Origin of the sequence: Mesorhizobium sp. M1066 (assembly GCF_040318635.1) — a bacterium.
GTDB lineage: Bacteria > Pseudomonadota > Alphaproteobacteria > Rhizobiales > Rhizobiaceae > Mesorhizobium.
The window spans coordinates 1-24139 of sequence record NZ_JAMYMR010000001.1 but is presented as its reverse complement, the minus strand read 5'-3'; the positions used below and the strand labels follow the sequence as shown (position 1 = coordinate 24139).

20 protein-coding genes are annotated in these 24139 nt (G+C 62.8%); 11 read left to right on the top strand and 9 right to left on the bottom strand.

The window, feature by feature from the left end:
* The first annotated feature begins 2 nt into the window (after window positions 1-2).
* A complete protein-coding gene (locus NKH52_RS00100) occupies window positions 3-1466 on the top strand; it encodes a UdgX family uracil-DNA binding protein (RefSeq protein ID WP_352732617.1) in 1464 nt (487 codons plus the stop codon).
* A 65-nt stretch (window positions 1467-1531) separates the two neighbouring features.
* Here the strand turns inward: NKH52_RS00100 and NKH52_RS00095 are convergent, their stop codons facing one another.
* The 5 genes from NKH52_RS00095 to NKH52_RS00075 form a co-directional block, all read right to left on the bottom strand.
* Window positions 1532-2797, bottom strand: a complete 1266-nt coding sequence (locus tag NKH52_RS00095; RefSeq protein ID WP_352732620.1) for a glycerate kinase type-2 family protein — start codon at window positions 2795-2797, stop codon at window positions 1532-1534.
* A complete protein-coding gene (locus NKH52_RS00090; protein ID WP_352732623.1) occupies window positions 2794-3291 on the bottom strand; it encodes a heme-degrading domain-containing protein in 498 nt (165 codons plus the stop codon). The genes NKH52_RS00095 and NKH52_RS00090 overlap by 4 nt, the downstream gene beginning before the upstream one ends.
* Before the next feature lie 66 nt (window positions 3292-3357).
* On the bottom strand, window positions 3358-4077 hold the full coding sequence (locus NKH52_RS00085; RefSeq protein ID WP_352732626.1) for an aspartate/glutamate racemase family protein: 720 nt from the start codon (window positions 4075-4077) through the stop codon (window positions 3358-3360).
* A 30-nt stretch (window positions 4078-4107) separates the two neighbouring features.
* Window positions 4108-5418, bottom strand: a complete 1311-nt coding sequence (gene guaD / locus NKH52_RS00080; protein WP_352732629.1) for a guanine deaminase — start codon at window positions 5416-5418, stop codon at window positions 4108-4110.
* A gap of 1 nt (window position 5419) precedes the next feature.
* A complete protein-coding gene (locus NKH52_RS00075; RefSeq protein WP_352732632.1) occupies window positions 5420-6637 on the bottom strand; it encodes a urate hydroxylase PuuD in 1218 nt (405 codons plus the stop codon).
* Between the two features lie 136 nt (window positions 6638-6773).
* Between NKH52_RS00075 and NKH52_RS00070 the strand changes: the two genes are divergently transcribed.
* The 3 genes from NKH52_RS00070 (at window position 6774) to NKH52_RS00060 (ending at window position 10352) form a co-directional block, all read left to right on the top strand.
* A complete protein-coding gene (locus NKH52_RS00070) occupies window positions 6774-7694 on the top strand; it encodes a LysR family transcriptional regulator (protein ID WP_127289724.1) in 921 nt (306 codons plus the stop codon).
* Window positions 7695-8070: 376 nt separating this feature from the next.
* A complete protein-coding gene (locus tag NKH52_RS00065; RefSeq protein ID WP_352732635.1) occupies window positions 8071-9084 on the top strand; it encodes an LLM class flavin-dependent oxidoreductase in 1014 nt (337 codons plus the stop codon).
* Window positions 9081-10352: an LLM class flavin-dependent oxidoreductase gene (locus NKH52_RS00060; protein WP_352732637.1), complete on the top strand. Its 1272-nt coding sequence runs from the start codon at window positions 9081-9083 to the stop codon at window positions 10350-10352. Before NKH52_RS00065 ends, NKH52_RS00060 begins: the two co-directional genes overlap by 4 nt.
* On the opposite strand, the gene xdhC is transcribed toward NKH52_RS00060, so the two are convergent.
* The 4 genes from xdhC to uraH form a co-directional block, all read right to left on the bottom strand.
* Window positions 10349-11422 (bottom strand): xanthine dehydrogenase accessory protein XdhC, encoded by a 1074-nt coding sequence (gene xdhC, locus NKH52_RS00055; protein WP_352732672.1) that lies wholly within the window; start codon window positions 11420-11422, stop codon window positions 10349-10351. The genes NKH52_RS00060 and xdhC overlap by 4 nt on opposite strands.
* 74 nt (window positions 11423-11496) lie before the next feature.
* The gene (gene xdhB / locus NKH52_RS00050; RefSeq protein WP_352732675.1) at window positions 11497-13842 is read right to left on the bottom strand and encodes a xanthine dehydrogenase molybdopterin binding subunit; all 2346 of its coding nucleotides are present in this window, start codon (window positions 13840-13842) and stop codon (window positions 11497-11499) included.
* Entirely contained in the window at window positions 13842-15323 is a 1482-nt protein-coding gene (gene xdhA / locus NKH52_RS00045; RefSeq protein ID WP_352732639.1) for a xanthine dehydrogenase small subunit, read from the bottom strand. The genes xdhB and xdhA overlap by 1 nt, the downstream gene beginning before the upstream one ends.
* 3 nt (window positions 15324-15326) lie before the next feature.
* On the bottom strand, window positions 15327-15701 hold the full coding sequence (uraH, locus tag NKH52_RS00040) for a hydroxyisourate hydrolase (RefSeq protein WP_127289718.1): 375 nt from the start codon (window positions 15699-15701) through the stop codon (window positions 15327-15329).
* Between the two features lie 203 nt (window positions 15702-15904).
* On the opposite strand from uraH, the gene puuE reads away from it, so the two are divergent.
* The 7 genes from puuE to NKH52_RS00005 all read left to right on the top strand — a co-directional run bounded on the left by puuE (window position 15905) and on the right by NKH52_RS00005 (window position 24132).
* Window positions 15905-17323 carry an allantoinase PuuE gene (gene puuE / locus NKH52_RS00035; RefSeq protein ID WP_352732643.1) on the top strand — a complete coding sequence of 473 codons (1419 nt, stop codon included), beginning with the start codon at window positions 15905-15907 and terminating at the stop codon, window positions 17321-17323.
* 10 nt (window positions 17324-17333) lie between these two features.
* Entirely contained in the window at window positions 17334-18197 is an 864-nt protein-coding gene (locus tag NKH52_RS00030) for a bifunctional allantoicase/(S)-ureidoglycine aminohydrolase (protein WP_352732646.1), read from the top strand.
* Window positions 18194-18685 carry an ureidoglycolate lyase gene (locus NKH52_RS00025; RefSeq protein WP_127289712.1) on the top strand — a complete coding sequence of 164 codons (492 nt, stop codon included), beginning with the start codon at window positions 18194-18196 and terminating at the stop codon, window positions 18683-18685. The genes NKH52_RS00030 and NKH52_RS00025 overlap by 4 nt, the downstream gene beginning before the upstream one ends.
* Before the next feature lie 68 nt (window positions 18686-18753).
* Window positions 18754-19347 carry a nucleoside deaminase gene (locus tag NKH52_RS00020; protein ID WP_352732649.1) on the top strand — a complete coding sequence of 198 codons (594 nt, stop codon included), beginning with the start codon at window positions 18754-18756 and terminating at the stop codon, window positions 19345-19347.
* Between the two features lie 82 nt (window positions 19348-19429).
* Window positions 19430-21415 (top strand): CocE/NonD family hydrolase, encoded by a 1986-nt coding sequence (locus NKH52_RS00015; RefSeq protein WP_352732652.1) that lies wholly within the window; start codon window positions 19430-19432, stop codon window positions 21413-21415.
* A gap of 154 nt (window positions 21416-21569) precedes the next feature.
* Window positions 21570-23156 carry an ABC transporter substrate-binding protein gene (locus NKH52_RS00010; RefSeq protein WP_127289706.1) on the top strand — a complete coding sequence of 529 codons (1587 nt, stop codon included), beginning with the start codon at window positions 21570-21572 and terminating at the stop codon, window positions 23154-23156.
* Between the two features lie 16 nt (window positions 23157-23172).
* Window positions 23173-24132 (top strand): ABC transporter permease, encoded by a 960-nt coding sequence (locus NKH52_RS00005; RefSeq protein ID WP_023813639.1) that lies wholly within the window; start codon window positions 23173-23175, stop codon window positions 24130-24132.
* Window positions 24133-24139 lie beyond the last annotated feature (7 nt).

The following is a 24139-nucleotide window of genomic DNA, read 5'->3' as shown; positions in this document are numbered from 1 at the left end:
TCATGCGGCCGGCGAAACTCGATCTCGCCAGATACAGTGTGCGGCTCGGCAGCGAGACCGATTTTGCCGGCTGGCGTGACGCGGCACGGCGGCTGGCCCTGAATGAGGTCAGGCCCGAGGACGTCGGCTGGCATGTCGCGCCGGGCTCTGATCAGGCAGAATTGCCTGAAGTGCCCGCGGGCGCGCAGCTCGTCGTGCCGCGCGACTTCATCGGGCATGCCGAAACGGCGTTCTGCTATTCCGATCCCGGCCGGTTTGCCTTTCTCTACAGAGCGCTTTGGCGATTGCGCGACGAGCCTAAACTGCTGGAAATCGCGTCGGATCCCGACACCAGGCGGCTTGAGACCATGGAAAAGGCGGTGCGGCGCGACAGCCACAAGATGCATGCCTTCGTGCGCTTCCGAAAAATCGGCGACGGTGCCGATGAGCGCTATGTCGCCTGGTTCGAGCCGGATCATTTCATCGTCGAGCGCAACGCCGATTTCTTCGTCAGGCGTTTCACCGGCATGCGCTGGACGATCCTGACGCCCTATGCCTCCGCCGATTGGGATGGCGAAAGGCTGGCTATCGGACCGGGCGCGGCCAAGGGCGATGCGCCTGATCAAGACGACACCGAGGCGCTCTGGCGCACCTATTTCGAGAACATCTTCAATCCGGCGCGATTGAAGGTGAAGGCCATGCAGAAGGAGATGCCGAAGAAATATTGGCGGAACCTTCCCGAGGCTTCGCTCATTCCAGACATGATCGCAGGAGCGGACAAGGCCGCCAAGGACATGATTGCGAAGATGCCGACAACACCCGCGCCGCACCACGCAAAGGTGCAGGCACGGCATTGGCCGAAGCAACAGCCTGCCGAGACGGCGGAGGACGATGTCGCAAGCACGATTTCGGAGTTGCGTGAGGTAGCGAAAGGCTGCCGTCGCTGCCCGCTGTGGCGCGACGCGACGCAGACCGTCTTCGGTGAGGGCCCCGACAATGCCAAAGTGATCTTCGTCGGCGAACAGCCGGGGGATCAGGAGGATCTCGCCGGCAAACCTTTCGTTGGTCCGGCCGGCAAGGTGTTCGATGCGATCCTGGACGATGCCGGTGTCGATCGGCAAAAGGTCTATGTCACCAACGCGGTCAAGCACTTCAAGTTCGAGCCGCGCGGCAAGCGCCGCATCCACTCCAAGCCGAATTCCGGTGAGATTCAGGCCTGCCGGTGGTGGATCGACCAAGAATTCGAGCTGATCAATCCGAACCTCGCCGTGGCACTCGGCGCGACAGCGGCGATGTCGCTGCTCGGCAAGGCGATCCCGGTGACAAAGATGCGCGGACAAGTGATCGAGCGCGAGGACGGATTGCGCGTGTTCATCACCATCCATCCCTCCTTCATCCTGCGCATCCACGATCGGGCGGACAAGGAAGCCGAACGCGAACGGTTCCTGCAGGATATGAAGCTGGTGAAGCGGCTGATGGCCGCCTGATCAGTTTTGTTTTTGCGCGATTCCAGACGGAAAACCACTTGACACTTTTCCTGGTACTGCTTTGGCTACCTAATCAGAATCGCCCTGAGATCGTTGACATTCGTACCGGTCGGGCCGGGCACGAAAAGATCGCCAACCGCGTCGAAGGCCGTCCAGGCATTGTTGCCGGCAAGCATAGCCTTGGCGTCCACCCCGGCTGCGCGCATGCGCGATACGGTCGAGCCATCGGCGAAGGCGCCGGCATTGTCTTCCGAACCGTCGATGCCGTCGGTGTCGGCGGCCAGTGCGTGGATGCCGTCGACGCCATTGATGCCGATGGCGAAAGCCAGCAGGAATTCCGAATTGCGGCCGCCCTTGCCTTTTGCGCGCAGCGTCACGGTTGTCTCGCCGCCCGACAGGACCAGCACCGGCTTTTTAAATGGCCGGTTGCGGGTCGCCACTTCGCGCGCGATCGCGGCATGGACGCCGCCAACCTCGCGCGCCTCACCTTCGATGGCATCGGAGAGGATGATGGCTTCAACGCCTTGCCGTTTCGCTTCCGCAGCAGCCGCTTCGAGCGACACCCCGGCCGAAGCGATCAAATGCACCTCGTTGCACGAAAAGCGCTCGTCATTCGGGCTTGGCGCATCGGCGGCCGGCGAATTGATATGCGCCATCACCGAGGCCGGCAGTTTCATGCCATAGGCCGATATCGAGGCCAGCGCGTCTGCGCGGCTGCCTGTATCCGGTACGGTTGGGCCGGAGGCGACCATTGCCGGATTGTCGCCGGGAATATCGGAGACGATCAGCGACACCACCCTGGCCGGCCATGCGGCCGCCGCCAGCCTGCCGCCCTTGATGGTGGAAAGGTGCTTGCGGATTGTGTTCATCGCCGCGATCGGCGCACCCGAGGCGAGCAGCGCCTCATTGACGGCGATCTCGTCGGCCAACGTCAAGCCGCCAGCGGGCGACGGCAACAGCGCCGATCCGCCGCCGGAAATCAGCGCCACCACTAGGTCATCCTCAGTCAGACCCTGGACCTTGGCGAGCAGGCGCCGCGAGGCTTCCAGACCGGCAGCGTCCGGCACCGGATGAGCCGCCTCGATGATCTCGATGCGCTCGCAGGTCGCGCCATAGCCATAGCGGGTGACGACCAGCCCTTCGATCGGGCCGGCCCACACTTTCTCGAACGCTGCCGCCATCTGCGCCGAGCCTTTGCCCGCGCCGATGACGATGGTACGGCCCTTTGGCCTGGCCGGCAGATGATCCCGGATGGTTCGTTCCGGATCGGCGGCGGCAACGGCGGCGTTGAAGATGGAGGTCAGGAAGGCCTTGGGATCGAGCACGGTCATTCGGCGTCCCGAGGCAATGCCAGGCCGCGCTTGTCGACGCCCAAATGATCGCACAGCGCATCGACGACGACGCCATGATCCTCCCGCTCCGGCAGTCCGGAGACGGCGATCACACCAATGACGCCGGCGCCCTTGACGGTCACCGGAAAGCCACCGCCGGCCAGCACGTAGTCGGCAATATCCAGCCCTTCGCCGATCTTGAAGCTGCGGTCCGGGCGCTGCTGTTCCAGCACCATGCGGTAGGTGCTTCTCAGGAACCGCCTGACCACATTGATCTTGCGTCGCGCCCAGTCGGGATTGGAAGCATTCGAGCCCGGCAGCGCGGCGTAGAAGAGCGGCCGGTCCCACAGCCTGATGTCGACTATGATGGGCAGTTTCTCGGCAATTGCACGATCGCGAATGGCGGAGCCGATTTTGAAAGCGACGGCCTCGTCGAAGGCGGGGAAGACGAGCGTGGCTTCCTGCTTCTTAATGGTCTCGATGTCGTCGGCCACTGTTTCGCTCCCGATGTCGTTGCTGGCTTTGGCTGACTATCGCGGTGCGGTCAAGACACCGGCGGTTCAGGTGCGTCCATCTACCAGGACCATGTCCAACGCCGCCTCGGCATGAATTTGGGTGACGTCGAAAGCTGGCAACGGATAGTCGTCCGAAGCGGCCAGCAACGGAAGCTCGGTGCAACCTAAGATCACCGCCTGCGCGCCGCGCGCCTGGAGGTCTAACGCCATATCCAGCAGAGCAGCCCTTGAGTTCTGGCTCACGATGCCCAGCGTCAGTTCATCGATGATGATACTGTGCAAGGCTTCACGCTCTTTCTGCTGCGGGGTCAGGACTTCGAGCCCATAACGCTGTAGCAGTCGTCCCGAGAAAAAATCCTGCTCCATCGTGAAGCGCGTTCCCAACAGCCCGACACGCTCAAAGCTCCGCGACTGAATGGCCTGCGCTGTGGCATCGGCGACATGCAGCAGCGGGACGGAAAGCAGGGGCTCCACTTGGTCGGCCACACGGTGTGCGGTGACGGAGGTGATCATGACCAGATCAGCGCCGGCCCTTTCCAGGTTTCGTGCCGCTTCGGTTACCGTTTCAGCGAGATCGTCCCAGCGTCCGAGCGCGGCCATCTCGTTCAACTCGTCGAAGTCCAGCGTAAACAGGACCGACCTGGCATTGTGATGTCCGCCGAGGCGCCGATGCGCGGCCTGATTGAGCAGCCGATAGTAAATCGCGCTCGATTCCGAGCTCATCCCCCCTATCATGCCGATGAGTTTCTCCTGACGGACGGTCATTGATGGGGTCCCCTCACACCTGCCCCTGCACTATAACAGATCGGTCTTGGCTGGCCGCCCCGCCACATAAACCTCGCGGACAGTGCGGTCGTCACCCAGCGTCTGCAGCAGGAACAGTTCCTGCGCCAGCGTCTCGACCGTTTCCATCCTGAGCCGCATCGCCGGCGTTGCCCTGGCGTCCAGCACGACGATGTCGGCATCGCTGCCTTCATCCAGCGTGCCGATCTTGTCAGCCACCGACAGCGCCTCGGCATTGCCGCGCGTCATCTGCCAGAAGGACTGGAGCGGGTTGAGCTTCTCTCCGTTCAGCGCGATCACCTTGTAGCCCTCGTCCATGGTACGCAGCATGGAGTAGTTGGTGCCGCCGCCGACATCGGTGGCAGCGGCGATCCGGACCGGCTTGCCGCGGCGCCGGAAGCGCTGGTAGTCGAACAGGCCGGAACCGAGGAACAGGTTGGAGGTCGGGCAGAACACCGCTACCGAGCCCGAGTCCGAAAGCGCATCCGCTTCGCGCTCCGACAAATGGATGCAATGGCCGAACAGGCTTCTTTTGCCCAACAGCCCATAATGCTCGTAGACGTCAGTGTAGTCGCGCGACCAGGAATAGAGTTCTTTGGTGAAGGCGATCTCGGCATGATTTTCCGACAGATGCGTCTGCATGTGCAGGTCGGGGTATTCGCGGCACAGCGCGCCAGCCATTTCCATCTGCTCTGGCGACGAGGTGATAGCGAAGCGTGGGGTGATGGCATAAAGCTGCCGCCCCTTTCCGTGCCACTCGGCGATCAGCGCCTTTGTGTCGTCGTAGCCGGATTGCGGCGTGTCGAGCACGCCGTCGGGGGCGTTGCGGTCCATCATCACCTTGCCGGCGATGTTGAGCATGTTGCGGTCATGCGATTCGGCAAAGAAGGCCTCGGCCGAAGCCTTGTGCACCGAGCAGTAGGCGGCAACCGTCGTGGTGCCGTGGCGCACCATCTCGTCGAGGAACAGCCGGGCGATGCGGCGGCCGTGCTGGGCGTTGGCGAACTTCGTTTCCTCCGGAAAAGTGTAGGTTTTCAACCAGTCGAGCAGTTCTGCGCCATAGGAGGCGATGACCTGCATCTGCGGAAAATGCACATGGGCATCTATGAAGCCGGGCAGCAGCAGATGCGGCCGATGGTCGATTTTTCTCATCACCTCGCCGGCCTGCTTTTCGACCTCGGCATAGGCACCCGAGGCAACGATCCTGCCGTCGCGGATCAGCAGGCCGCCATCCTCTTCGTAGCGCCAGGCGGAATGGTCGTCGATGGTTTGCGGCCAGCGCACGAAGGACAGCGTGCGGCCGCGCAGAAGTGTCGAGGTCATGCTATTTCCCTGCGCCTTCGAACCAGGCCACCAGCAGCGCCCGTTCCTTGTCGGTGATCTGTGAGACGTTGGCGGGCGGCATGGCGTGGCTGCGGCCTGCCTGCAGATAGATCTCCCGGGCGTGGTTGGCGATGTCGGCGTCGGTGTCGAGCATCACGCCCTTCGGTGCATGATAGATGCCCTCATAGACCGGCTCCGCCGCATGGCACATCGAGCAGCGGCCGAGCACGGTGTCGCGCACGGCCGGGAAATGCGCTGAAGCGACATAGATTTGCGCCGACGCGGATTCCTTGGGTTCGCCGGTCAGCACTTTCGGCGCAGTCGACAGCCAGATGATGACGATGAACAGGACGAGTGCCGCCATCCAGGTCCAGGTCGGATTGCCTTTGCGGGCATGGATCGAGTTGAAATAGTGCCGGATCAGCACGCCGATGATGAACACCAGCGAGGCGATGACCCAGTTGAACTCAGTACCGAACGCCAGCGGATAATGGTTCGACAACATCAGGAACAGCACCGGCAGCGTCAGATAATTGTTGTGCAGGGAGCGCTGCTTGGCAATCTTGCCGTATTTCGGGTCGGGCTTGCGGCCGGCGATGAGGTCGGCGACGACGATCTTCTGGTTGGGGATGATGACCATGAAGACGTTGGCCGACATGATCGTGGCGGTGATGGCGCCCAGATGCAGGAAGGCGGCGCGGCCGGTGAAGAGATGCGTCAGCCCCCAGGCGATGAACACCAGTACGCAGTAGAGCACCAGCATCAGGCCGGTGTCGCTTTTGCCGAGCGGCGAGCGGCACAGCAGATCATAGACCACCCAGCCGACGCCGATCGTCGCCAACGACAGCAGGATGCCGACCGGGACCGACATCGGGAGCACGTTGGGATCGATCAGGAACAGATCGGCCCCGGCATAATAGACGACGCACAGCATGGCGAAGCCGGACAGCCAGGTGGCGTAGGATTCCCATTTGAACCAGGTCAGGTGCTCGGGCATTTCGGCCGGCGCCACCAGATATTTCTGGATGTGGTAAAAGCCGCCGCCATGCACCTGCCATTCCTCGCCGAAGGCGCCGACCGGCATGCCCGGGCGCTGGCGCAGGCCGAGATCGAGCGCGACGAAGTAGAAGGACGAGCCGATCCAGGCGATGCCGGTGACGACATGCAGCCAGCGCACGGCAAAACTTAGCCAGTCCCAGAAAATCGCGAAATCCATCATTGAAATCGTCCCTGCCGATTGGGCGACTTTACGGGTTGGAGCGCAAACGGAAAGAGGCGAGGTGCACGATGACTTTCAAAAAAAAATGGAAAATACTAAGCTGTTCCCACGCAGCCGCATGAGAGCCACGAACCGCATGGCCTATCTCGACAACATCTCCGTCTTCGTCCGCGTCGTCGAGCTCGGCAACCTGTCGGCGGCCGGGCGCGACATGCGCATTTCGCCGGCGGTCGCCTCCAACCGCATCAAGGAGTTGGAGAAGCACCTGGGCGTGCGGCTGTTCAACCGCACCACACGGCAATTGATGCCGACCGAGCATGGGACGGTTTTCTACGGGGGCGCCAAGCAGGTGCTGGAGGCGATCACCGAGGCGGAAGCTGCAGTCTCTGCGCTTTCCGGCCAGCCGCGCGGCACCATCCGCGTCACCGCACCTTTGGGCCTCGGGCGACGGCTGGTGGCTTCGGGCATTCCGGATTTCCACGACAAATATCCTGATATCGAGGTGCGGCTCAGGCTCTCGGATCACAATGTCGACATCATGAAGGAAGGCATCGACGTCGCTTTCCGGCTCGGCATCATCGAAGATTCCAGCCTCAGGATGCGCGGCATCATGGAATGCGAGCGCGTGCTGGTGGCGGCGCCGAAATATCTCGAGGCCCGCGGCGAACCGTTGGAGCCGCAGGAGCTGATCGGCAAGAAGCACGACTGCCTGATGCTGCGTTATTCCGGCGCGCGCGAATATGTGTGGACGCTGCAGACCCCCACAGGCCCGCAGAAATTCGAGGTGCACGGGCCCTACGACACCGACGATGGCGACGTGCTGACCGGCTGGGCGCTTTCGGGGCGCGGCATCATCAACAAGCCGCGCTTCGAGGTCGAGCCATTCATCCGCGACCGGCGGCTGAAGGTGATCCTGAGCAGCACGCCACCGACACCGGTGCAGTTCGCCGCCGTCTATCCGCACAAGAAGCTGCAGGATCCAAAAGTACGGCTGCTGCTCGACTTCATGGCCGAGCGCTGCCAGCGACTGATCAACGATCTTCTTGCTGGCAAATAGGGACTGTCTACAGTGAGGGAGGCACCGGTCGATCCTTGAACCATAGCCAACGTTCGAGATTGGCCGAAGCCTCCCAACGTCGTCATCTCTGGGCGAAACAGGAGCGAAGCTCCGTCGCGGAGACCCTGGGATCCATGCCGCGACCTTCACCAAGCAGTGCAGCGGAGCAGAATTCTGCACCGCAGCAGCGCTCTGAAGTCGCGGCATGGATCCTATGGTCTGCGCCGCGTCGCTTCGCTCCTTGCTCCGCCATAGGATGACGAAATCATTGATTGCTGGCCGGCACGTGACCGGCGCTTGGCCCAGCGCCAGCGGTTGCCATCCCTGGATGTGGCGAACATAGTTCAGGTGGTATTTCGTCTCGCAGGGACCATCGATGGACAACGGCGCCACAATGCATCTTGCCGTTTCGCTGTTTCCGGGAACCACCGATCCATCACCGGGGCGGGAATTCAGCCACCTGGCCGGTTTAGTGCAAAAGGCCGAAGCGGCGGGCCTGGACATGGTGCTGCTTGCCGATTCAGCGCCGGCTTCCGGCGGCGGTGCCGCGAACAGTCCGATGCCCTTCGAAGCGACCACTTTGCTGGCCGCATTGGCAACTGTCACAAGCAGGATCGGCCTGGTTGCCGCTTCCTCGATAATTGCCCACCAACCCTACAATCTGGCGCGCCGTTTCGCTTCGCTCGACATCATCAGCCATGGCCGCGCCGGCTGGCACGCGACCATGGCGCAGGCGCCACGGGAAGCAGCCAATTTCAGCCGGCCCGAAGGATTTTCGCCTGACGATTTCCGCCGTCACAGTGAGGAATATATCGGCATCGTGCAAGGTCTGTGGCAGGGCTGGGATGCGGACGCGCTGCTGTTCGACCAGAGCGGCGGCCGCTTCCACGACCCCGAAAAAATGCATCTGCTCGAGCACAAGGGCGCGTTCTTTTCCGTGCGCGGACCGCTGAACGTCGCCCGGTCGCCGCAGGATACGCCAGTGCTCGTCTTGTCGGGCCTGCAGGAGTCCGACTTCGATATTGCCGCTCGCACCGCCGATATCATCCTGCTGGACGGCGGACCAGTGGAGGGCACGACAGAACGCTATGACGATATCAGGCGCCGTGTCACGGCGTGCGGACGCGATCCGGACGCCGTGAAAGTGCTGACGAACGTCGCGCCTACCGCCGATAGTAAGCCGGCTGCCCTCGCCGAGAGGCTGGAAAGGGAATTCCGGGCGAGAGGCTGCGACGGGTTCAACATCCTGATGCCGGCACAGCTTTCAGCGCTCGACGATTTCGTCGATCTGATTTTGCCGGAACTGAGGCAGCGTGGCCTGTTTCGAGAGAACTATCGCGGCACGACGTTGCGCTCGCATCTCGGGCTTGCCGGCGGAGGTGACCGATGACCGCTCGCCAGATGAAGCTCGGCGCCTTTCTGTGGGCGACAGGCCACCACATCGCCGCCTGGCGCCATCGCAAGGCGCACGTCACCGCCGGCACTGACATCGACCATTACATCGCGCTGGCGCGCACGGCGGAGGCGGCGAAGTTCGACATGATCTTCTGCGAGGACGCCGCCGGCCTGCGCGAGGCCAATATCGGCATCGCCAGCCAGACGTCGCGCTCAATCGGCTTCGAGCCGATCAGTCTGCTTTCGGCGCTTGCCGTCCAGACCAGCCGCATCGGCCTCGTCTCGACAGCCTCGACGAGCTACAACGAGCCCTATGGGCTCGCACGAACCTTCCTGTCGCTCGATCATCTGAGTGGCGGCAGGGCCGGCTGGAACCTGGTCACCTCGGCCAGCCCCATCGAAGCCGCCAATTTCGGCTCGACCGGCCTCAAGCCCCACGCCGATCGCTATGAGCGCGCGCGTGAATTCGCCGAAGTCGTCACCGGGCTCTGGAACGGCAAGCTCGGCGCTTCCGGTCACGACGGCCAGAGCTTTTCGGTGCGGGATCCGCTCGACCTGCCACGCTCGCTACAGAGCGCGCCTGTCATGGTCCAGGCCGGTGCCTCGGATGTCGGCCGCGACCTCGCTGCCCGCACCGCCGACGTGGTGTTCACAGCGGCGCAGACTTTCGAGGAAGCGAAGGCCTTCTACGACGATCTCAAGGGGCGCATGGCCGCCTATGGGCGTGAGCCGGACGACATCAAGATCATGCCGGGCGTTGCTCCGGTGGTGGCTGAAACAGAAGCCGAAGCCCGGGAGAAACACGAGGAATTGCAGGCGCTGATCCCCGACGATGTCGGCGTGGCGCTGCTGTCCAGCTATCTCAGCATCTCCGACCTGTGGCGCTATCCGATCGACGGACCGCTGCCGGAATTGCCGGAGAGCGAGGGGATGAAAAGCCGGCAGGCGCTGGTCGTCGAGCAGTCGCGCCGCGACGGCCTTTCCATCCGCCAGTTGGCCCGGCATTTTGCCGGCGCGCGTGGCCATTGGCGCATCGTCGGCACTGCGGCCCAGGTGGCCGACGAGTTGCAGGCACGGTTCGAGGGCGGTGCGGCCGACGGTTTTAACGTCATGCCCTCATATTTCCCGGGCGAACTCGATGCCTTTGCCACACTCGTCGTGCCGGAACTGCAGCGACGCGGCCTGTTCCGCAAGGAGTACGACGGCCGCACACTGCGCGACCAACTGGGTTTGAAACAGCCGGTCAACTGCGGTGCAGCCTAGCCTGCCATCACCCTGCCATGCGGAATTTGCTGGTCGGCACTTAAGGCTGCGCTGTGACTGACCAGCGCCGTCATGATCTCAGCTGCCGCCAGCGCCGCGATGACCTGTGGGCGCTTGTCTTTGACCGTATCGCCGCCGATCGGCGAGACGAGGCGGGCAAACTCGGCCTCGCTGCCTGCCGCCGATTTCAGGAACCAGTTCCTGAACGTCGCTTTCTTGGTCTTCGAGCCGATCATGCCGACATAGGCGGCATCGCCGCGCTTCAGCGCCTCGGCGACGATCAGGAAATCCAGCGCATGATCGTGGGTCAGGATGGCGAAGGCGGTGCCGGCGGGAGCGTTTCGCACCTCGGCCTCGGGCATCGGCGTCAGCCGGGTCTCGACGGTCTCCGGCATGCCTTCCAGTGCTTCGGCCCGCGTCTCGATGACGATGCCGTGCACGGGAAGAAGTGCGATCGTCGACGCCAGCGCCTGGCCGACATGGCCGCCGCCGAAGATGTAGACACGCGGCAAGTGAGCCTCCTCGGCTTCCGCAGCCGCAACCAGATCGGCGGCAAGGGCTGCATCGACGAGCCGGATCAGCACTTCGACGCGCCCGCCGCAGCATTGGCCGATCTCGGGGCCCAAAGGCACGTCGAGGGTCGCGCGAATATCCCTCCCCCTTGAGGGGAGGGTGGCGGCGAAGCCGTCGGGTGGGGTCGTCGCAGCAGTGCTCGACGCTTTAGGTCGCGCGCTGCCTCTGCCGACCCCCTCTGGCCGCTTTGCGGATTGCCCTTCGCTATGGCTTCGGGCGCTCGTCGCTGAAAAAGCCAAATCGTTGGCTTTTTCTCGGCTTCCGGCCGATCGCTCCTCACCCCCCTCAAGGGGGGAGAAAAGCATCTGCCTGGCCTTGTCGATGGCCATATACTCAAGTTGCCCGCCGCCGATCGTGCCCGATATCGCCGATTGCGAGACGAGCATGAAGGCGCCGTTCTCGCGTGGCGTCGAGCCTTTTGTCCCGGCGACCTCGATCAAAGCGATACGGCCCTGCCTGGCAAGGAAGTCTTTGAGGCTTTGCACTTTCGAATTCATCATTCGCATTCCCGTGCGGGAAACATAGGGTTTTTCGGCTTGAAATGCACGTGTGGCCGAACCTCGGGCCAGACTCAGGCCTTGGCCTCTTTCTTCAGCCGCTCGATGGCCATCAGTACCCGTTCCGGCGTTGCCGGAGCATCGAGGCGCGGGCAGATCTTGTGGTCGGCGACACTGGCCACCGCGTCCGACAGGGCGTGCAGCACCGACATGCCGAGCGGGAACGGCGGCTCGCCGACCGCTTTGGAGCGGTGGATGGTCGGCTCGCCGGCTTCCGGCCAGTCGGCCAAGGTGACGTTGAATATCTTCGGCCGGTCGGAGGCGAGCGGAATCTTGTAGGTCGATGGCGCGTGCGTGCGCAGCCGGCCCTTGGCGTCCCACCACAGTTCTTCCGTCGTGACCCAGCCCATGCCCTGGATGAAGCCGCCCTCGATCTGGCCGATATCGATCGCCCGGTTCAGCGAGCGGCCGCAGTCATGGAGAATATCGGTGCGCTCGACCATGTATTCACCCGTCAGCGTGTCGACCGAGACTTCCGAACACGAGGCGCCATAGGCGAAATAATAGAAGGGGCGGCCCTCGCCCTTGTCGCGGTTCCAGTGGATTTTAGGTGTCTTGTAGAAACCCGCCGCCGACAGCTGGATGCGGGCCATATAGGCCTGCTTGACGAGGTCGGCGAAGGCGATTTCCTGATTGCCGACGCGCACCCGGTTGGGCAGGAACAGCACCTGATCGCGCGGCACCTGATATTTTTCGGCGGCGAAATCGATCAGCCGGTCCTTGATCTGGCGAGCGCCGTTTTGCGCCGCCATGCCGTTGAGATCGGAGCCGGACGACGCTGCCGTGGCCGAAGTGTTCGGCACCTTGCCGGTCGTGGTCGCGGTGATCTTGACCTGTTCGAGGTCGATCTGGAACTCTTCCGCCACCACTTGCGCCACTTTGACGTAGAGGCCTTGCCCCATCTCGGTGCCGCCATGGTTCAGATGCACCGAACCGTCGGTATAGACATGCACCAGCGCGCCGGCCTGGTTGTAATGCGTGGCGGTGAACGAGATGCCGAACTTGACCGGCGTCAGCGCCAGGCCGCGCTTGATGAAACGGCTGTTGGCGTTGAAGGCCGATATCTCACGCCGGCGCCGCGCATAGCTGGCGCTTTCCTCCAGCTCGGCGACAACGCGCTGGATGATGTTGTCCTCGACCGTCTGGTGGTAGGGCGTGACGTTGCGGTCCGATGTGCCGTAGAAATTCTTTTTGCGGATTTCGAGTGGATCTTTGCCGACCGCAAAGGCCACCTCGTCGATGACGCGCTCGGCGCCGACCATGCCTTGCGGGCCGCCGAAACCACGAAAGGCGGTGTTCGACACGGTGTTGGTGTAGAGCGGCGCCGATTGGGCATGTACCGCCGGCCAGAAATAGGTGTTGTCGCAGTGGAACAGTGCGCGATCGGTCACCGGGCCGGAAAGGTCCGACGAAAAACCGCAGCGCGCCGCGAACATGAAATCGACGCCGAGGATGTTGCCCTCGTCATCGAAGCCGACTTCGTAGTCGACGAGGAAATCGTGACGCTTGCCGGTGGCGATCATGTCGTCATCACGGTCGGGCCGGATCTTCACGGCGCGATGGTGTTTCTTCGCGGCGATCGCGGCCAATGCGGCAAACTGGTTGCCTTGCGTCTCCTTGCCGCCGAAGCCGCCGCCCATCCGGCGGATCTCCACCGTGATGGCATTGCTCGGCACGCCGAGTGCATGGCTCACCATGTGCTGGACTTCGCTCGGATGCTGGGTCGAGGAATAGATGGTGACGTCCTGATCCTCGCCCGGAATGGCCATGGCGATATGGCCTTCGAGGTAGAAGTGTTCCTGGCCGCCGATGCGCATTTTTCCCTTTAGCCGGCGCGGCGCCCGACGGATCGCTGTAGCGGCATCGCCGCGCTTCAGCGTCAGTGGCGGCGTGACGAGCTTGTCCTTCTTCGGATCGAGCGCGCCAATGTCGGTGACGAAGGGCAATTCCTTGTATTCGACCTTGGCCAATCTGGTGGCGCGACGCGCCTGCTCGCGCGTCTGCGCAATGACGCAAAAGATTGGCTGGCCATAGAATTGCACCTTGCCGTCGGCCAGCACCGGCTCGTCGTGGCGGCCTGTCGGCGAAATGTCGTTCTCGCCCGGCACATCCTTGGCCGTCAGCACGTCGACAACACCGGGCGCTGTACGCACCGCCGAGAGATCCATGCTGGTAATCGTGGCATGCGTGGCGGCAGAAAGCCCGAGGCAGCCATGCAGCGTGCCGGCCGGTTCCGGCATGTCGTCGATATAGACGGCCGTGCCGCTGACATGCTTGTGGGCGGAGTCATGACGTTGATCGGTGGCAACGCCGCCGGCGATCTTTTCAGCCTTCAGATTGGGGGGAGCGTGCTTGTTCATCATGCCGCCTCGTGCCTCGAAACCTGGATCGGCTCCCTGGTACCGCTGGTCTCGGCGAAGAAGCGCAGCAAGAGATTGCGCGCCGCGAGCGCACGATACTCGGCCGAGGCCCGCATGTCGGTGAGCGGGGTGAAATCCCTGGCATATTCGGCCATCGCCGCGTCAACCGTGGCCTCCGTCCATGGCTTGCCGAGCAGCGCTTTTTCGACAGAAGACGCCCGCTTCGGCGTCGCCGCCATGCCGCCATAGGCAATGCGCACCTCCGCGACCGTGCCATCGCTGGCCAGCGTCAAGAAGAAGGCGCCGAGGGCCGCGGTGATGTCCTCATCGCGGCGCTTGGTGATTTTGTGGACGGCGAATTTCGTGCCCTTGACCGGAACCGGAACGTGCACGGCCTCGACGAATTCGCCCGGCTGCCGGTCCTGTTTGCCATAGGCAATGAAGAAGGTTTCCAGTGGAATCGAGCGCCGCTTCTTGCCCTTGCGCAGGGTGAGACTTGCGCCAAGCGCGATCAACGGCGGCGGCGTGTCGCCGATCGGCGAGCCATTGGCGATATTGCCGCCGATGGTGCCCATGTTGCGCACCTGTTCGCCGCCGATGCGATCGAACAACGGCCCCAGCGCCGGGATACGCTTCGCCAATGTCGCGAAGGCATCAGTGTAGGTGACGCCTGCGCCGATCGAAATGATGCCGTTGTCTTCCGAGATGGTGCAAAGTCCGTCGAGATTGCCGATGAAAATGGCCGGCGAAATATCGCGCATGTGCTTGGTCACCCAGAGGCCGACATCGGTTGAGCCGGCAACGATGGTGGCGTTGGGGTCCCTGTCCAGCACAGCGGCGAAATCGTCGACATTGGCCGGTACGACCAACCGCGTCTTGGCCGAACCGATCTCAATCCGGGCGCCGTCATGCATGGCCTCGAGCCTGGCGGTAATCGCCTTGCGCTCCGCCGCCAGCGGATCTTTTGCCGCTTTGCCGTAGCTCGAGATGGCTTGGGCCGCGCGCATGATCGCCTCGTAGCCGGTGCAGCGGCAGAGATTGCCTTGCAAGGCCTTTTCGATATCCGCGTTCGACGGATTCGACGACTTCATCCACAGGCCATAGAGCGACATGATGAAACCCGGCGTGCAGAAGCCGCATTGCGAGCCGTGGAAATCGACCATCGCCTGCTGCACCGGATGCAGTTGGCCGGGTGAACCGCGCAGATGCTCGACGGTCACGACATGGGTGCCGTCCAGGGAGCCGAGGAAGCGGATGCAGGCATTGACGCTTTCATAGACCAGACCGCCGGCCGAGAGCTTGCCGACCAGCACCGTGCAAGCGCCGCAGTCGCCCTCGGCGCAACCTTCCTTGGTACCGCGCAGCGACCGGTCGAGCCGCAGCCAGTCGAGCAGGGTCGCGTCGGGTGTCACCGACGAAAGCGCCACATCCCTGCCATTGAGGATGAAGCGGATCTCGTTGCGAATGCTAATTTTGGCCATGCCTCAGCTCCCCCTGTAGGTCGAGTAGCCGTAGGGCGAGACCAGCAGTGGCACATGATAGTGCACGGGCTCGGCCATGCCGAAGCGGATTGGTATCGTATCGAGAAAGGCCGGTTTCGGCAGGCTCAATCCCTGCTGGCGCAAATAGTCGCCTGCGGCGAAGACCAGTTCGTATTCGCCGGTGCGGAACTCCGCGCCGGCGAGCAGCGGCTTGTCGCAACGGCCGTCGGCATTGGTGACAACAGTCTTCAAATGTGTCCGTGCCTTGCCGTCGAGGTGATAAAGCGCGATCGACAATCCCGCCGCCGGCTTGCCTGTCGCCGTGTCGAGGACATGGGTCGTCAGACGCCCGCCATCGGCATTCGACGTTTCTGCCATTGGCCGCCTCCCATTTCCGGTACGAGCGAATTGGCCCGGTACGATCAAGTATCAACAGTGAATTGTGCGCCAATTAAAGGCGATGCATAAGTCCCGGTCGAGCGGAGTGCGACAAAAACACTTTCAAAAATTTTCGGGGGAATGCGAGAAGCACCCTTTCGATATTCTGATCATACTTCGGGCCATGCCCGGCGGGAGGGACGATGCGTTACAGCAGAGACATGCGCGGCTACGGAGTCAATCCGCCGGACCCGAAATGGCCTGGCGGCGCGCATGTCGCCGTGCAGTTCGTCGTCAACTACGAGGAAGGCGGCGAGAACTGCGTGCTGCATGGCGACAAGGCGTCCGAAGCCTTCCTGTCGGAAATCGTCGGCGCGGCACCCTGGGTGGGCCAGCGCCACTGGAACATGGAATCCATCTACGAATACGGTGCCCGCGCCGGTTTCTGGCGGTTGCTGCGGCTGTTCAGCGAGGCCGAGGTGCCGATCACCTGCTATGGCGTCGCCACCGCGCTCGCCCGTTCGCCCGACCAGGTCACGGCCATGCAGGAAGCCGGCTGGGAGATCGCTTCGCACGGTCTGAGATGGATCGACTACCGCGACCACAGCGCCGAGGACGAGCGCCGCGACCTCGAAGCGGCGATCAAGCTGCATTGCGAAGTGACCGGGGCACGCCCGACCGGCTGGTACACCGGCCGCACATCGGTCAACACGGTGCGGATTGTGGCGGAAGAAGGCGGCTTCGACTATGTGTCGGATACTTATGACGACGAACTGCCCTACTGGTTCGAGCATGAGGACGGCACGCAGCTCATCATTCCCTACACCCTCGACGCCAACGACATGCGCTTCGCCACGCCGCAAGGGTTCAACTCGGGCGACCAGTTCTTTGCCTATTTGAAGGACAGCTTCGACACGCTCTATGCAGAGGGCCAGGCGGGGCGGCCGCGCATGATGAACATCGGCCTGCATTGCCGCCTCGTCGGGCGGCCAGGGCGGGTGGCGGCGCTGAAGCGCTTCGTCGATTATGTGAGGTCGCACGACAAGGTCTGGCTGGCGCGGCGCATCGATATCGCCAAGCACTGGCAGGAAAACCATCCGTACCAGCCGGCGGCGCTCAGACCGTCGAAGATGGAATTCGAGACCTTCGTCCACACTTTCGGCGGCGTGTTCGAGCATTCGCCCTGGATCGCCGAACGCGCCTACGAACTGGAACTGGGGCCGGCGCATGACACTTCAGGCGGCCTGCACAATGCGCTTTGCCGTATCTTCCGGTCCGCCAGCGAAACCGAGCGGCTTTCGGTGCTCAACGCCCATCCTGACCTTGCCGGCAAGCTGGCCAAGGCCAAGCGACTGACAGTGGAATCGACCAGGGAACAGGCCTCGGCCGGCCTCGACGCGCTGACCGACAAGGAGCGCGAACTGTTTTCCAAGCTCAACGCCGCCTACGTCACCACCTTCGGCTTCCCCTTCATCATCGCGGTGAAGGGCAAGACGAGGCAGGAAATCCTGGCGGAGTTCGAGGCGCGCATCGGCAACAGCCGCGGCGTCGAGTTCGAGACCGCCTGCAAACAGGTCGAGCGCATCGCACTGCTCCGCCTCAAGGACATGCTTCCGCAATAGGTTTGAACCCATGGATACGATCAGGATGCCCGAGCGAACCTATTACGCACCACATGGCGGCCATTCCGGCCAGAGCGAGCTTCTGACCGGCCGCGCCGTCTTCACCGAGGCCTATGCCGTCATTCCTCGGGGTGTGATGCAGGACATCGTCACCAGTGCGTTGCCGTTCTGGGACGAGACCCGCGTCTGGATCTTGTCGCGACCGCTGTCGGGTTTTGCCGAGACGTTCTCGCAATACATTGTCGAGGTCGCGCCCGGCGGCGGCAGCGACCGGCCGGAACCCGATGCCGGTGCCGAGGGCGCGCTGTTCGTGGTCGAAGGCGAACTGACGGTTCTGCTTGCCGGCAAGAAGCATAGTTTAAGGCCCGGCGGCTTTGCCTTCCTGCCGCCGGCCAGCGGCTGGACGGTTCGCAACGAAAGCAAGGCCGACGTGCGCTTCCACTGGATTCGCAAGGCTTACGAGATGGTCGACGGTCTTGATTTGCCGGAAGCCTTCTTCACCAACGAACAGGAGATCGCGCCGACGCCGATGCCCGGCACCGAGGGCCGCTGGGCGACGACGCGGTTCGTCGATCCGGCCGATTTGCGCCACGACATGCACATGACCATCGTTACGCTGGAACCGGGCGCGGTCATTCCCTTCGCCGAAACCCATGTCATGGAGCACGGTCTCTATGTGCTGGAAGGCAAGGCGGTCTATCGCCTCAACCAGGACTGGGTCGAGGTCGAGGCCGGTGACTATATGTGGCTGCGCGCTTTTTGCCCGCAGGCCTGCTATGCCGGCGGCCCGGGCAAATTCCGTTATCTGCTCTACAAGGACGTCAACCGGCACGCCAAGCTTGGCGGCGCCGGCGTCGCCGGGCGGACGCCGTGACGCGGATCATTGCGCGGCCGCTGACCCGCGAGAGCTTTGCTCCGTTCGGCGACGTCATCGATATGGGCGGCGACAACCACTACCCGATCAATGGCGGCCGCGCGGAACGCTATCACGATCTGGCGACCGCCGAGGCGATCGGACCGAATGCCCGCGTGCTAATCTCGATGGTGCGCGGCACGCCTTACGAACTGCCGCTGAAGCTGAGCATGGTCGAGCGCCACCCCTTCGGCAGCCAGGCCTTCATCCCGCTGTCGCCGCGCCCCTTCCTGGTCGTCGTCTGCCATGATGGCGATGAAGGGCCTGATGAGCCGCATGCCTTCATCACCGCACCCGGACAAGGTATCAACTATTCCCGCAATCTCTGGCATGGCGTGCTGACGCCGCTTGGCGAGGCGCAGGATTTCCTGATTGTCGACCGTGGCGGCGACGGCTCAAACCTCGAAGAATTCCATTTCTCGCATGCTTACGAGATCCATCTCCCTTAATTTTTTGTGCATGTCGTTACCCCAAAACCGGGGGCACTTTTGGGCGACATGCAGCAGGAGAGCCTGAAATGACCGACATTTCTTTGATCGACCGCCTGCTCGACGTGATCGAGCACGACATCGTGCCGAAGACGGCCGACGGTGTTGTCCATGGCAACAAGCTGTTCGGCGCGGCGATCCTGCGCAAGGACGACCTTTCGCTGGTGCTGGCCGAGACCAACAACGAGATGGAAAACCCGCTCTGGCATGGCGAGGTGCACTGCCTGAAGCGTTTCTATGAAATGCCGAAGGCGGAGCGTGTCGATACAAGAGACGCCATTTTCCTCGCCACGCATGAGCCCTGCTCGCTCTGCCTGTCGGCGATCACCTGGACCGGCTTCGACAATTTCTACTATCTGTTCAGCCACGAGGATTCGCGCGACAGTTTTGCCATCCCGCACGATCTGAAGATCCTGAAAGAGGTCTTCACCCTCGACCCCGGCGGCTACAATGCCGAGAATGCCTACTGGAAGAGCTTTTCCATACGTCGGTTGGTGCGAGCTTTGCCCGAGGCCGAGCGGCAACGGCTGGAAACACGTATCGGCGCGATTTCGGCGCGCTACGATGAGTTGTCCGGCGTCTATCAGGCGAACAAGGACGATAACGACATTCCGCTGAATTGACGCGGATTGACCAGCCGAATTCCGTGGCTGGCCCACGACGCGATCCCACCGGCTCCATCATCTGGCGATCCTGGAGCATGCCATGAAAACAGTCACCGAATTTTCCCGCAAGGTCGTCGAGTTCCCGGACATGGGCATCGTCATGCCGGATGGCTGCCGGCTGTCGGCGCGGGTGTGGATGCCGGAAGATGCCGGCGACGATCCGGTGCCTGTCATCCTCGAGCACCTACCCTACCGCAAGCGCGACGGCACCATCTTTCGCGATCAGCTGACGCATCCTTATTTCGCCGGCCACGGCTATGCCTCTATCCGCGTCGACATGCGCGGCAATGGCGATTCCGAAGGGCTGATGGACGACGAATATTCCGAGCAGGAATTGCAGGACGCCTGCGACGTCATCGCCTGGGCCGCAAGCCAGCCCTGGTGCAACGGCAATGTCGGCATGATGGGCATTTCCTGGGGCGGCTTCAACTGCCTGCAGGTGGCGGCCAAGCAGCCGCCGGCGCTAAAAGCGGTGATCAGCCTGTGCTCGACCGTCGACCGCTATGCCGACGACATCCACTACAAGGGCGGCTGCCTGCTGATCGAGAATTTCGGCTGGGCCTCGACGATGCTGTCCTACTCGTCGCGGCCGCCGGACCCGCTGCTGGCCGGCGACAACAGATGGCGCGATCTGTGGCTGGCCCGGCTGGAGAACCAGTCCTTCCTGGCGCCTCTGTGGCTGAAGCACCAGCATCGTGATGCCTACTGGAAGCGCGGCTCGATCTGCGAGGATTTTTCCGCCGTCAAAGCCGCGGTTCTGTCGATCGGCGGCTGGCATGACGGCTACCGCAACACGGTCTCGCATCTGACCAGCAACATCGAAGCCCCGGTCAAGGGCATTATCGGGCCATGGATCCACAAATACCCGCATTACGCAGGACCAAAACCCGCCATCGGCTTCCTGCAGGAGGCCTTGCGCTGGTGGGACCGGTGGCTGAAGGGAATCGACACCGGTGTCGAGTCCGACCCGGCCTACCGCGCCTATGTCATGGACAGCGTGCGTCCGGCGCGGTGGCACCCCGAGCGTCCCGGCCGCTGGATTGCCGAGCAGCAATGGCCCTCGCCAACCATCAAGACGCAGACGGTCGATCTGATCCCCGCAACGGAAAAACCGGCCATCGTTGCCTCGCCGCAAAGCTGCGGCCTGGCCGGCGGCGAGTATTTTCCCTTCACCTTCGGCCCCGAACTGCCAGGCGATCAGCGCCCCGACGATGCGCTGTCGGTGTGTTTCGACCAGCCGGAACTCAGTCAGGCCATCGACATCGTCGGCGCCCCGGAAGTCGAATTGCGGCTGTCCTCCGACCGTCCGCAGGCCAACATTGCGATCCGACTCTGTGACGTGCATCCCGATGGCGCCTCGGAACTGATTTCCTATGGCGTGCTCAATCTGACGCACCGCAATTCGCACGAATTTCCCGAGGCGCTGGTGCCGAGTGAAACCGTCTCAGTGCGCGTCGTGCTCGATCAATGCGCCTATCGCGTGCCGGCCGGCCACCGGCTGCGTGTTGCCGTTTCGAACGCCTATTGGCCTGCCATCTGGCCGTCGCCGGAGCGGGTACAACTCACCTTGTCGACGGCGACGCTCAGTTTGCCGCTGCGGCCGCTGGCGGCAGGAGACGAAGTAACGTTCGCCGAGCCGGAAGGGGCCACCCCCTGGGCAACGGAGACGATCCGCGCCGCCAATTCCGAGCGCCATGTCGATCGTGATGAAAAGACCGGAATGGTGACCCTTTCCATCGTTGATGATTTCGGCGAGGTGCGCGATCTCGCCCATGGCCTCGCCAACGGCAGCATTGCCCGCGAGACCTGGACGATCCATCCCGACGATCCGCTGTCGGCCTCAGGGAAGACGCACTGGACGCAGACCCTGTCGCGAAAGGGATGGTCGGTACGCACCGAAACGACAGCCGAAATGCGATCGGACGCGCAAAACTTCATCGTCAGCGCCAGAATCGAGGCGTATGAGGACGAAACGCTCGTCTTCGAGCGCAATTTCGAGGAGAAGGTGCCGCGCGCGCTTCTTTGAGCACTTAGCTCATTGGTCCAATTGCGACGTACGATTTACGCCACGGCATGTCGCATTCGGTCTTGCTTACCGCTTTCCCTTGCGGTCATTATTCTCCTCACAAGAAACAAGAAAAACGACCGCAGAGTCGAACCAACAGAGTGAGGAACTCAAAATGTCGAACGAACTGGAATTTCTTAGCCGGCGTGTCGCGTCGGGCAAACTGAGCCGTCGTGATTTTCTCGGCCGGGCGGCGGCGCTCGGTATCTCCGCACCCTTCGCCAACTCGCTGCTTTCAAGCGCGGCACGCGCGGCAGGTCCGGTCAAGGGCGGCACACTGAAGGCCGGACTTGTCGGCGGCGAGTCCACCAACAGCCTTGATCCGGCACTGTTCATGACTCAGGTGCCGTTCGCCTTCGGCAAGATGTGGGGCGAATTGATCGTCGAGCTTTCGCCGGAAGGCAAGCTCGAGAACCGCATCGCCGAGGAGATCGGCTCGTCGGACGACGCCAAGGTGTGGACGCTGAAGATCCGCGACGGCGTCGAATTCCACAACGGCAAGACGGTGACCGCCGAGGACGTGGCCGCCACACTTGAGCGCCATTCCGACGAGAAGTCGAAATCCGGCGCGCTCGGCTACATGAAGGGCATCGAGACCATCAAGGCCAGCGGCAAGGAAGTCGTGCTGACCCTGAAGGAAGCCAATGCCGATCTGCCCTATTTGCTCAGCGACTATCACCTGATCGTCCAACCGAATGGCGGCAAGGACAAGGCCGACGCAGGCATCTCGGCCGGTCCTTACAAGGTCACGACCAATGAGCCCGGCGTGCGCCATGGCGGCGAGCGTTTCGCCAATTACTGGCAGGGCGACAAGATGGGCCATGCCGACCAGATCGAGATCATCGTCATCAACGATGCGACGGCTCGCACGGCCGCCCTGCAGGGCGGCCAGGTCAATATGGTCAACCGCGTCGAGCCGAAGATCGTCGACCTGATCAAGCGCCTGCCGGGCGTCACCATCCGCAACCACGCGGGTCCAGGCCACTACGTGTTCATCATGCATTGCAACACGGCGCCGTTCGACAACGCCGATTTGCGCATGGCACTGAAGCTGGCTATCGACCGCGAGGAAATGCTGGACAAGATCCTGCGCGGCTACGGCTCGCTCGGCAACGACTTCCCGATCAATGCGTCCTATCCACTGTTTACCGAGATCGAGCAGCGTAAGTACGATCCCGACAAGGCCAAGTTCCACTTCAAGAAGTCGGGCCACGATGGCGCCGTCCTGCTGCGGACCTCGGACGTCGCTTTCCCGGGCGCTGTCGATGCATCGCAGTTGTTCCAGCAGAGCGCGGCCAAGGCCGGCATCCAGATCGAGCTGAAGCGGGAGCCCGGCGACGGCTATTGGAACGAGGTCTGGAACAAGCAGCCCTTCTGCGCTTCCTACTGGGGCGGCCGCTCGACCCAGGACCAGATGTACTCCACCGCTTATCTGTCGAACGCCGACTGGAACGACACGCGTTTCAAGCGCCCGGACTTCGACAAAATGGTGCTGGCCGCGCGCGCCGAGCTCGACGAGACCAAGCGCAAGCAGATGTACCATGACATGGCTGTCCTGGTACGAGACGAGGGCGGCCTGATCCTGCCGATGTTCAACCAGTTCATCGACGCTACCGGCGCCAAGGTCGGCGGCTGGGTCGATGATCCGCATCAGGAGCTGATGAACGGTTACGCGCTGGCGAAGTGCTGGCTCGAAGCCTGAGCCTGGCCTTGCGGATATGTCCTCACCCATCTTGAAACTGGTGGCCCAGCGCGTTGCGCTGGGCATTCTCCTCTTGTTGGCCGTTTCGGTCCTGATCTTCGCCGGCACCCAGATCCTGCCCGGCGACGTCGCGCAAGCCATTCTCGGGCAATCGGCGACACCGGAGTCGCTCGCCAATCTGCGCGAGCAGCTCGGGCTCAACCAGCCAGCCTACCTCAGGTATTTTCATTGGCTGGGCGGCGTGCTGACCGGCGATCTCGGCACGGCGATGTCGAGCGGGCAGGATATCGCCACGTCGATCAAGGGACGGCTGTGGAACACGCTGTTCCTCGCCTTCTGGGCGGCGATCGTCGCCGTGCCGCTGGCGATCATCCTCGGCCTGATCGCGGTACGCTACCGCAATGGCTGGGTCGACAAGCTGATCTCCGGGCTGGCGCTGGCCTCGACCTCGTTTCCCGAGTTCTTCATCGGCTACGTGCTGGTCTATTTCTTCGCCGTGAAATGGCAAATATTCCCGGGCATTTCGACCGTCTATGACGGCATGCCTTTTGGCGAGCGCATGCAGGCGATCGCTCTGCCGGCGGCCGCGCTGACGCTGGTCGTGCTCGCCCACATGATGCGCATGACACGCGCGGCGATCCTCAATGTCATGCAGTCGGCCTATGTCGAGACGGCGGAACTGAAGGGCCTGTCGGCCTTCAACGTCATCCGCAAGCACGCCTTCCCCAATGCGATCGCGCCGATCATCAACGTCGTCATGCTCAACCTCGCTTACCTCATCGTCGGCGTCGTCGTGGTCGAGGTGATCTTCGTCTATCCGGGCATGGGACAGTATCTGGTCGACCACGTCACCAAGCGGGACGTGCCGGTGGTGCAGGCGGTCGGCCTGATCTTCGCTGCCGTCTATATCAGCCTGAACATCATTGCGGACATAGCGGCCATCGTCGCCAATCCGCGTCTCAGACACCCGAAATAGGGGGCGG

Excerpts from the sequence above, each read along its gene's own strand:
- NKH52_RS00100 (WP_352732617.1), top strand. The coding sequence starts at position 3 with ATGCGGCCGGCGAAACTCGATCTCGCCAGATACAGTGTGCGGCTCGGC.
- NKH52_RS00085 (WP_352732626.1), bottom strand. The coding sequence starts at position 4,077 with ATGACCGTCCGTCAGGAGAAACTCATCGGCATGATAGGGGGGATGAGC.
- guaD (WP_352732629.1), bottom strand. The coding sequence starts at position 5,418 with ATGACCTCGACACTTCTGCGCGGCCGCACGCTGTCCTTCGTGCGCTGG.
- NKH52_RS00005 (WP_023813639.1), top strand. The coding sequence starts at position 23,173 with ATGTCCTCACCCATCTTGAAACTGGTGGCCCAGCGCGTTGCGCTGGGC.
- xdhC (WP_352732672.1), bottom strand. The coding sequence starts at position 11,422 with ATGAATTCGAAAGTGCAAAGCCTCAAAGACTTCCTTGCCAGGCAGGGC.
- NKH52_RS00070 (WP_127289724.1), top strand. The coding sequence starts at position 6,774 with ATGGCCTATCTCGACAACATCTCCGTCTTCGTCCGCGTCGTCGAGCTC.
- NKH52_RS00060 (WP_352732637.1), top strand. The coding sequence starts at position 9,081 with ATGACCGCTCGCCAGATGAAGCTCGGCGCCTTTCTGTGGGCGACAGGC.
- NKH52_RS00065 (WP_352732635.1), top strand. The coding sequence starts at position 8,071 with ATGGACAACGGCGCCACAATGCATCTTGCCGTTTCGCTGTTTCCGGGA.
- NKH52_RS00030 (WP_352732646.1), top strand. The coding sequence starts at position 17,334 with ATGGATACGATCAGGATGCCCGAGCGAACCTATTACGCACCACATGGC.
- NKH52_RS00010 (WP_127289706.1), top strand. The coding sequence starts at position 21,570 with ATGTCGAACGAACTGGAATTTCTTAGCCGGCGTGTCGCGTCGGGCAAA.
- NKH52_RS00015 (WP_352732652.1), top strand. The coding sequence starts at position 19,430 with ATGAAAACAGTCACCGAATTTTCCCGCAAGGTCGTCGAGTTCCCGGAC.
- NKH52_RS00075 (WP_352732632.1), bottom strand. The coding sequence starts at position 6,637 with ATGATGGATTTCGCGATTTTCTGGGACTGGCTAAGTTTTGCCGTGCGC.
- xdhA (WP_352732639.1), bottom strand. The coding sequence starts at position 15,323 with ATGGCCAAAATTAGCATTCGCAACGAGATCCGCTTCATCCTCAATGGC.
- NKH52_RS00095 (WP_352732620.1), bottom strand. The coding sequence starts at position 2,797 with ATGACCGTGCTCGATCCCAAGGCCTTCCTGACCTCCATCTTCAACGCC.
- xdhB (WP_352732675.1), bottom strand. The coding sequence starts at position 13,842 with ATGAACAAGCACGCTCCCCCCAATCTGAAGGCTGAAAAGATCGCCGGC.
- uraH (WP_127289718.1), bottom strand. The coding sequence starts at position 15,701 with ATGGCAGAAACGTCGAATGCCGATGGCGGGCGTCTGACGACCCATGTC.
- puuE (WP_352732643.1), top strand. The coding sequence starts at position 15,905 with ATGCGTTACAGCAGAGACATGCGCGGCTACGGAGTCAATCCGCCGGAC.
- NKH52_RS00020 (WP_352732649.1), top strand. The coding sequence starts at position 18,754 with ATGACCGACATTTCTTTGATCGACCGCCTGCTCGACGTGATCGAGCAC.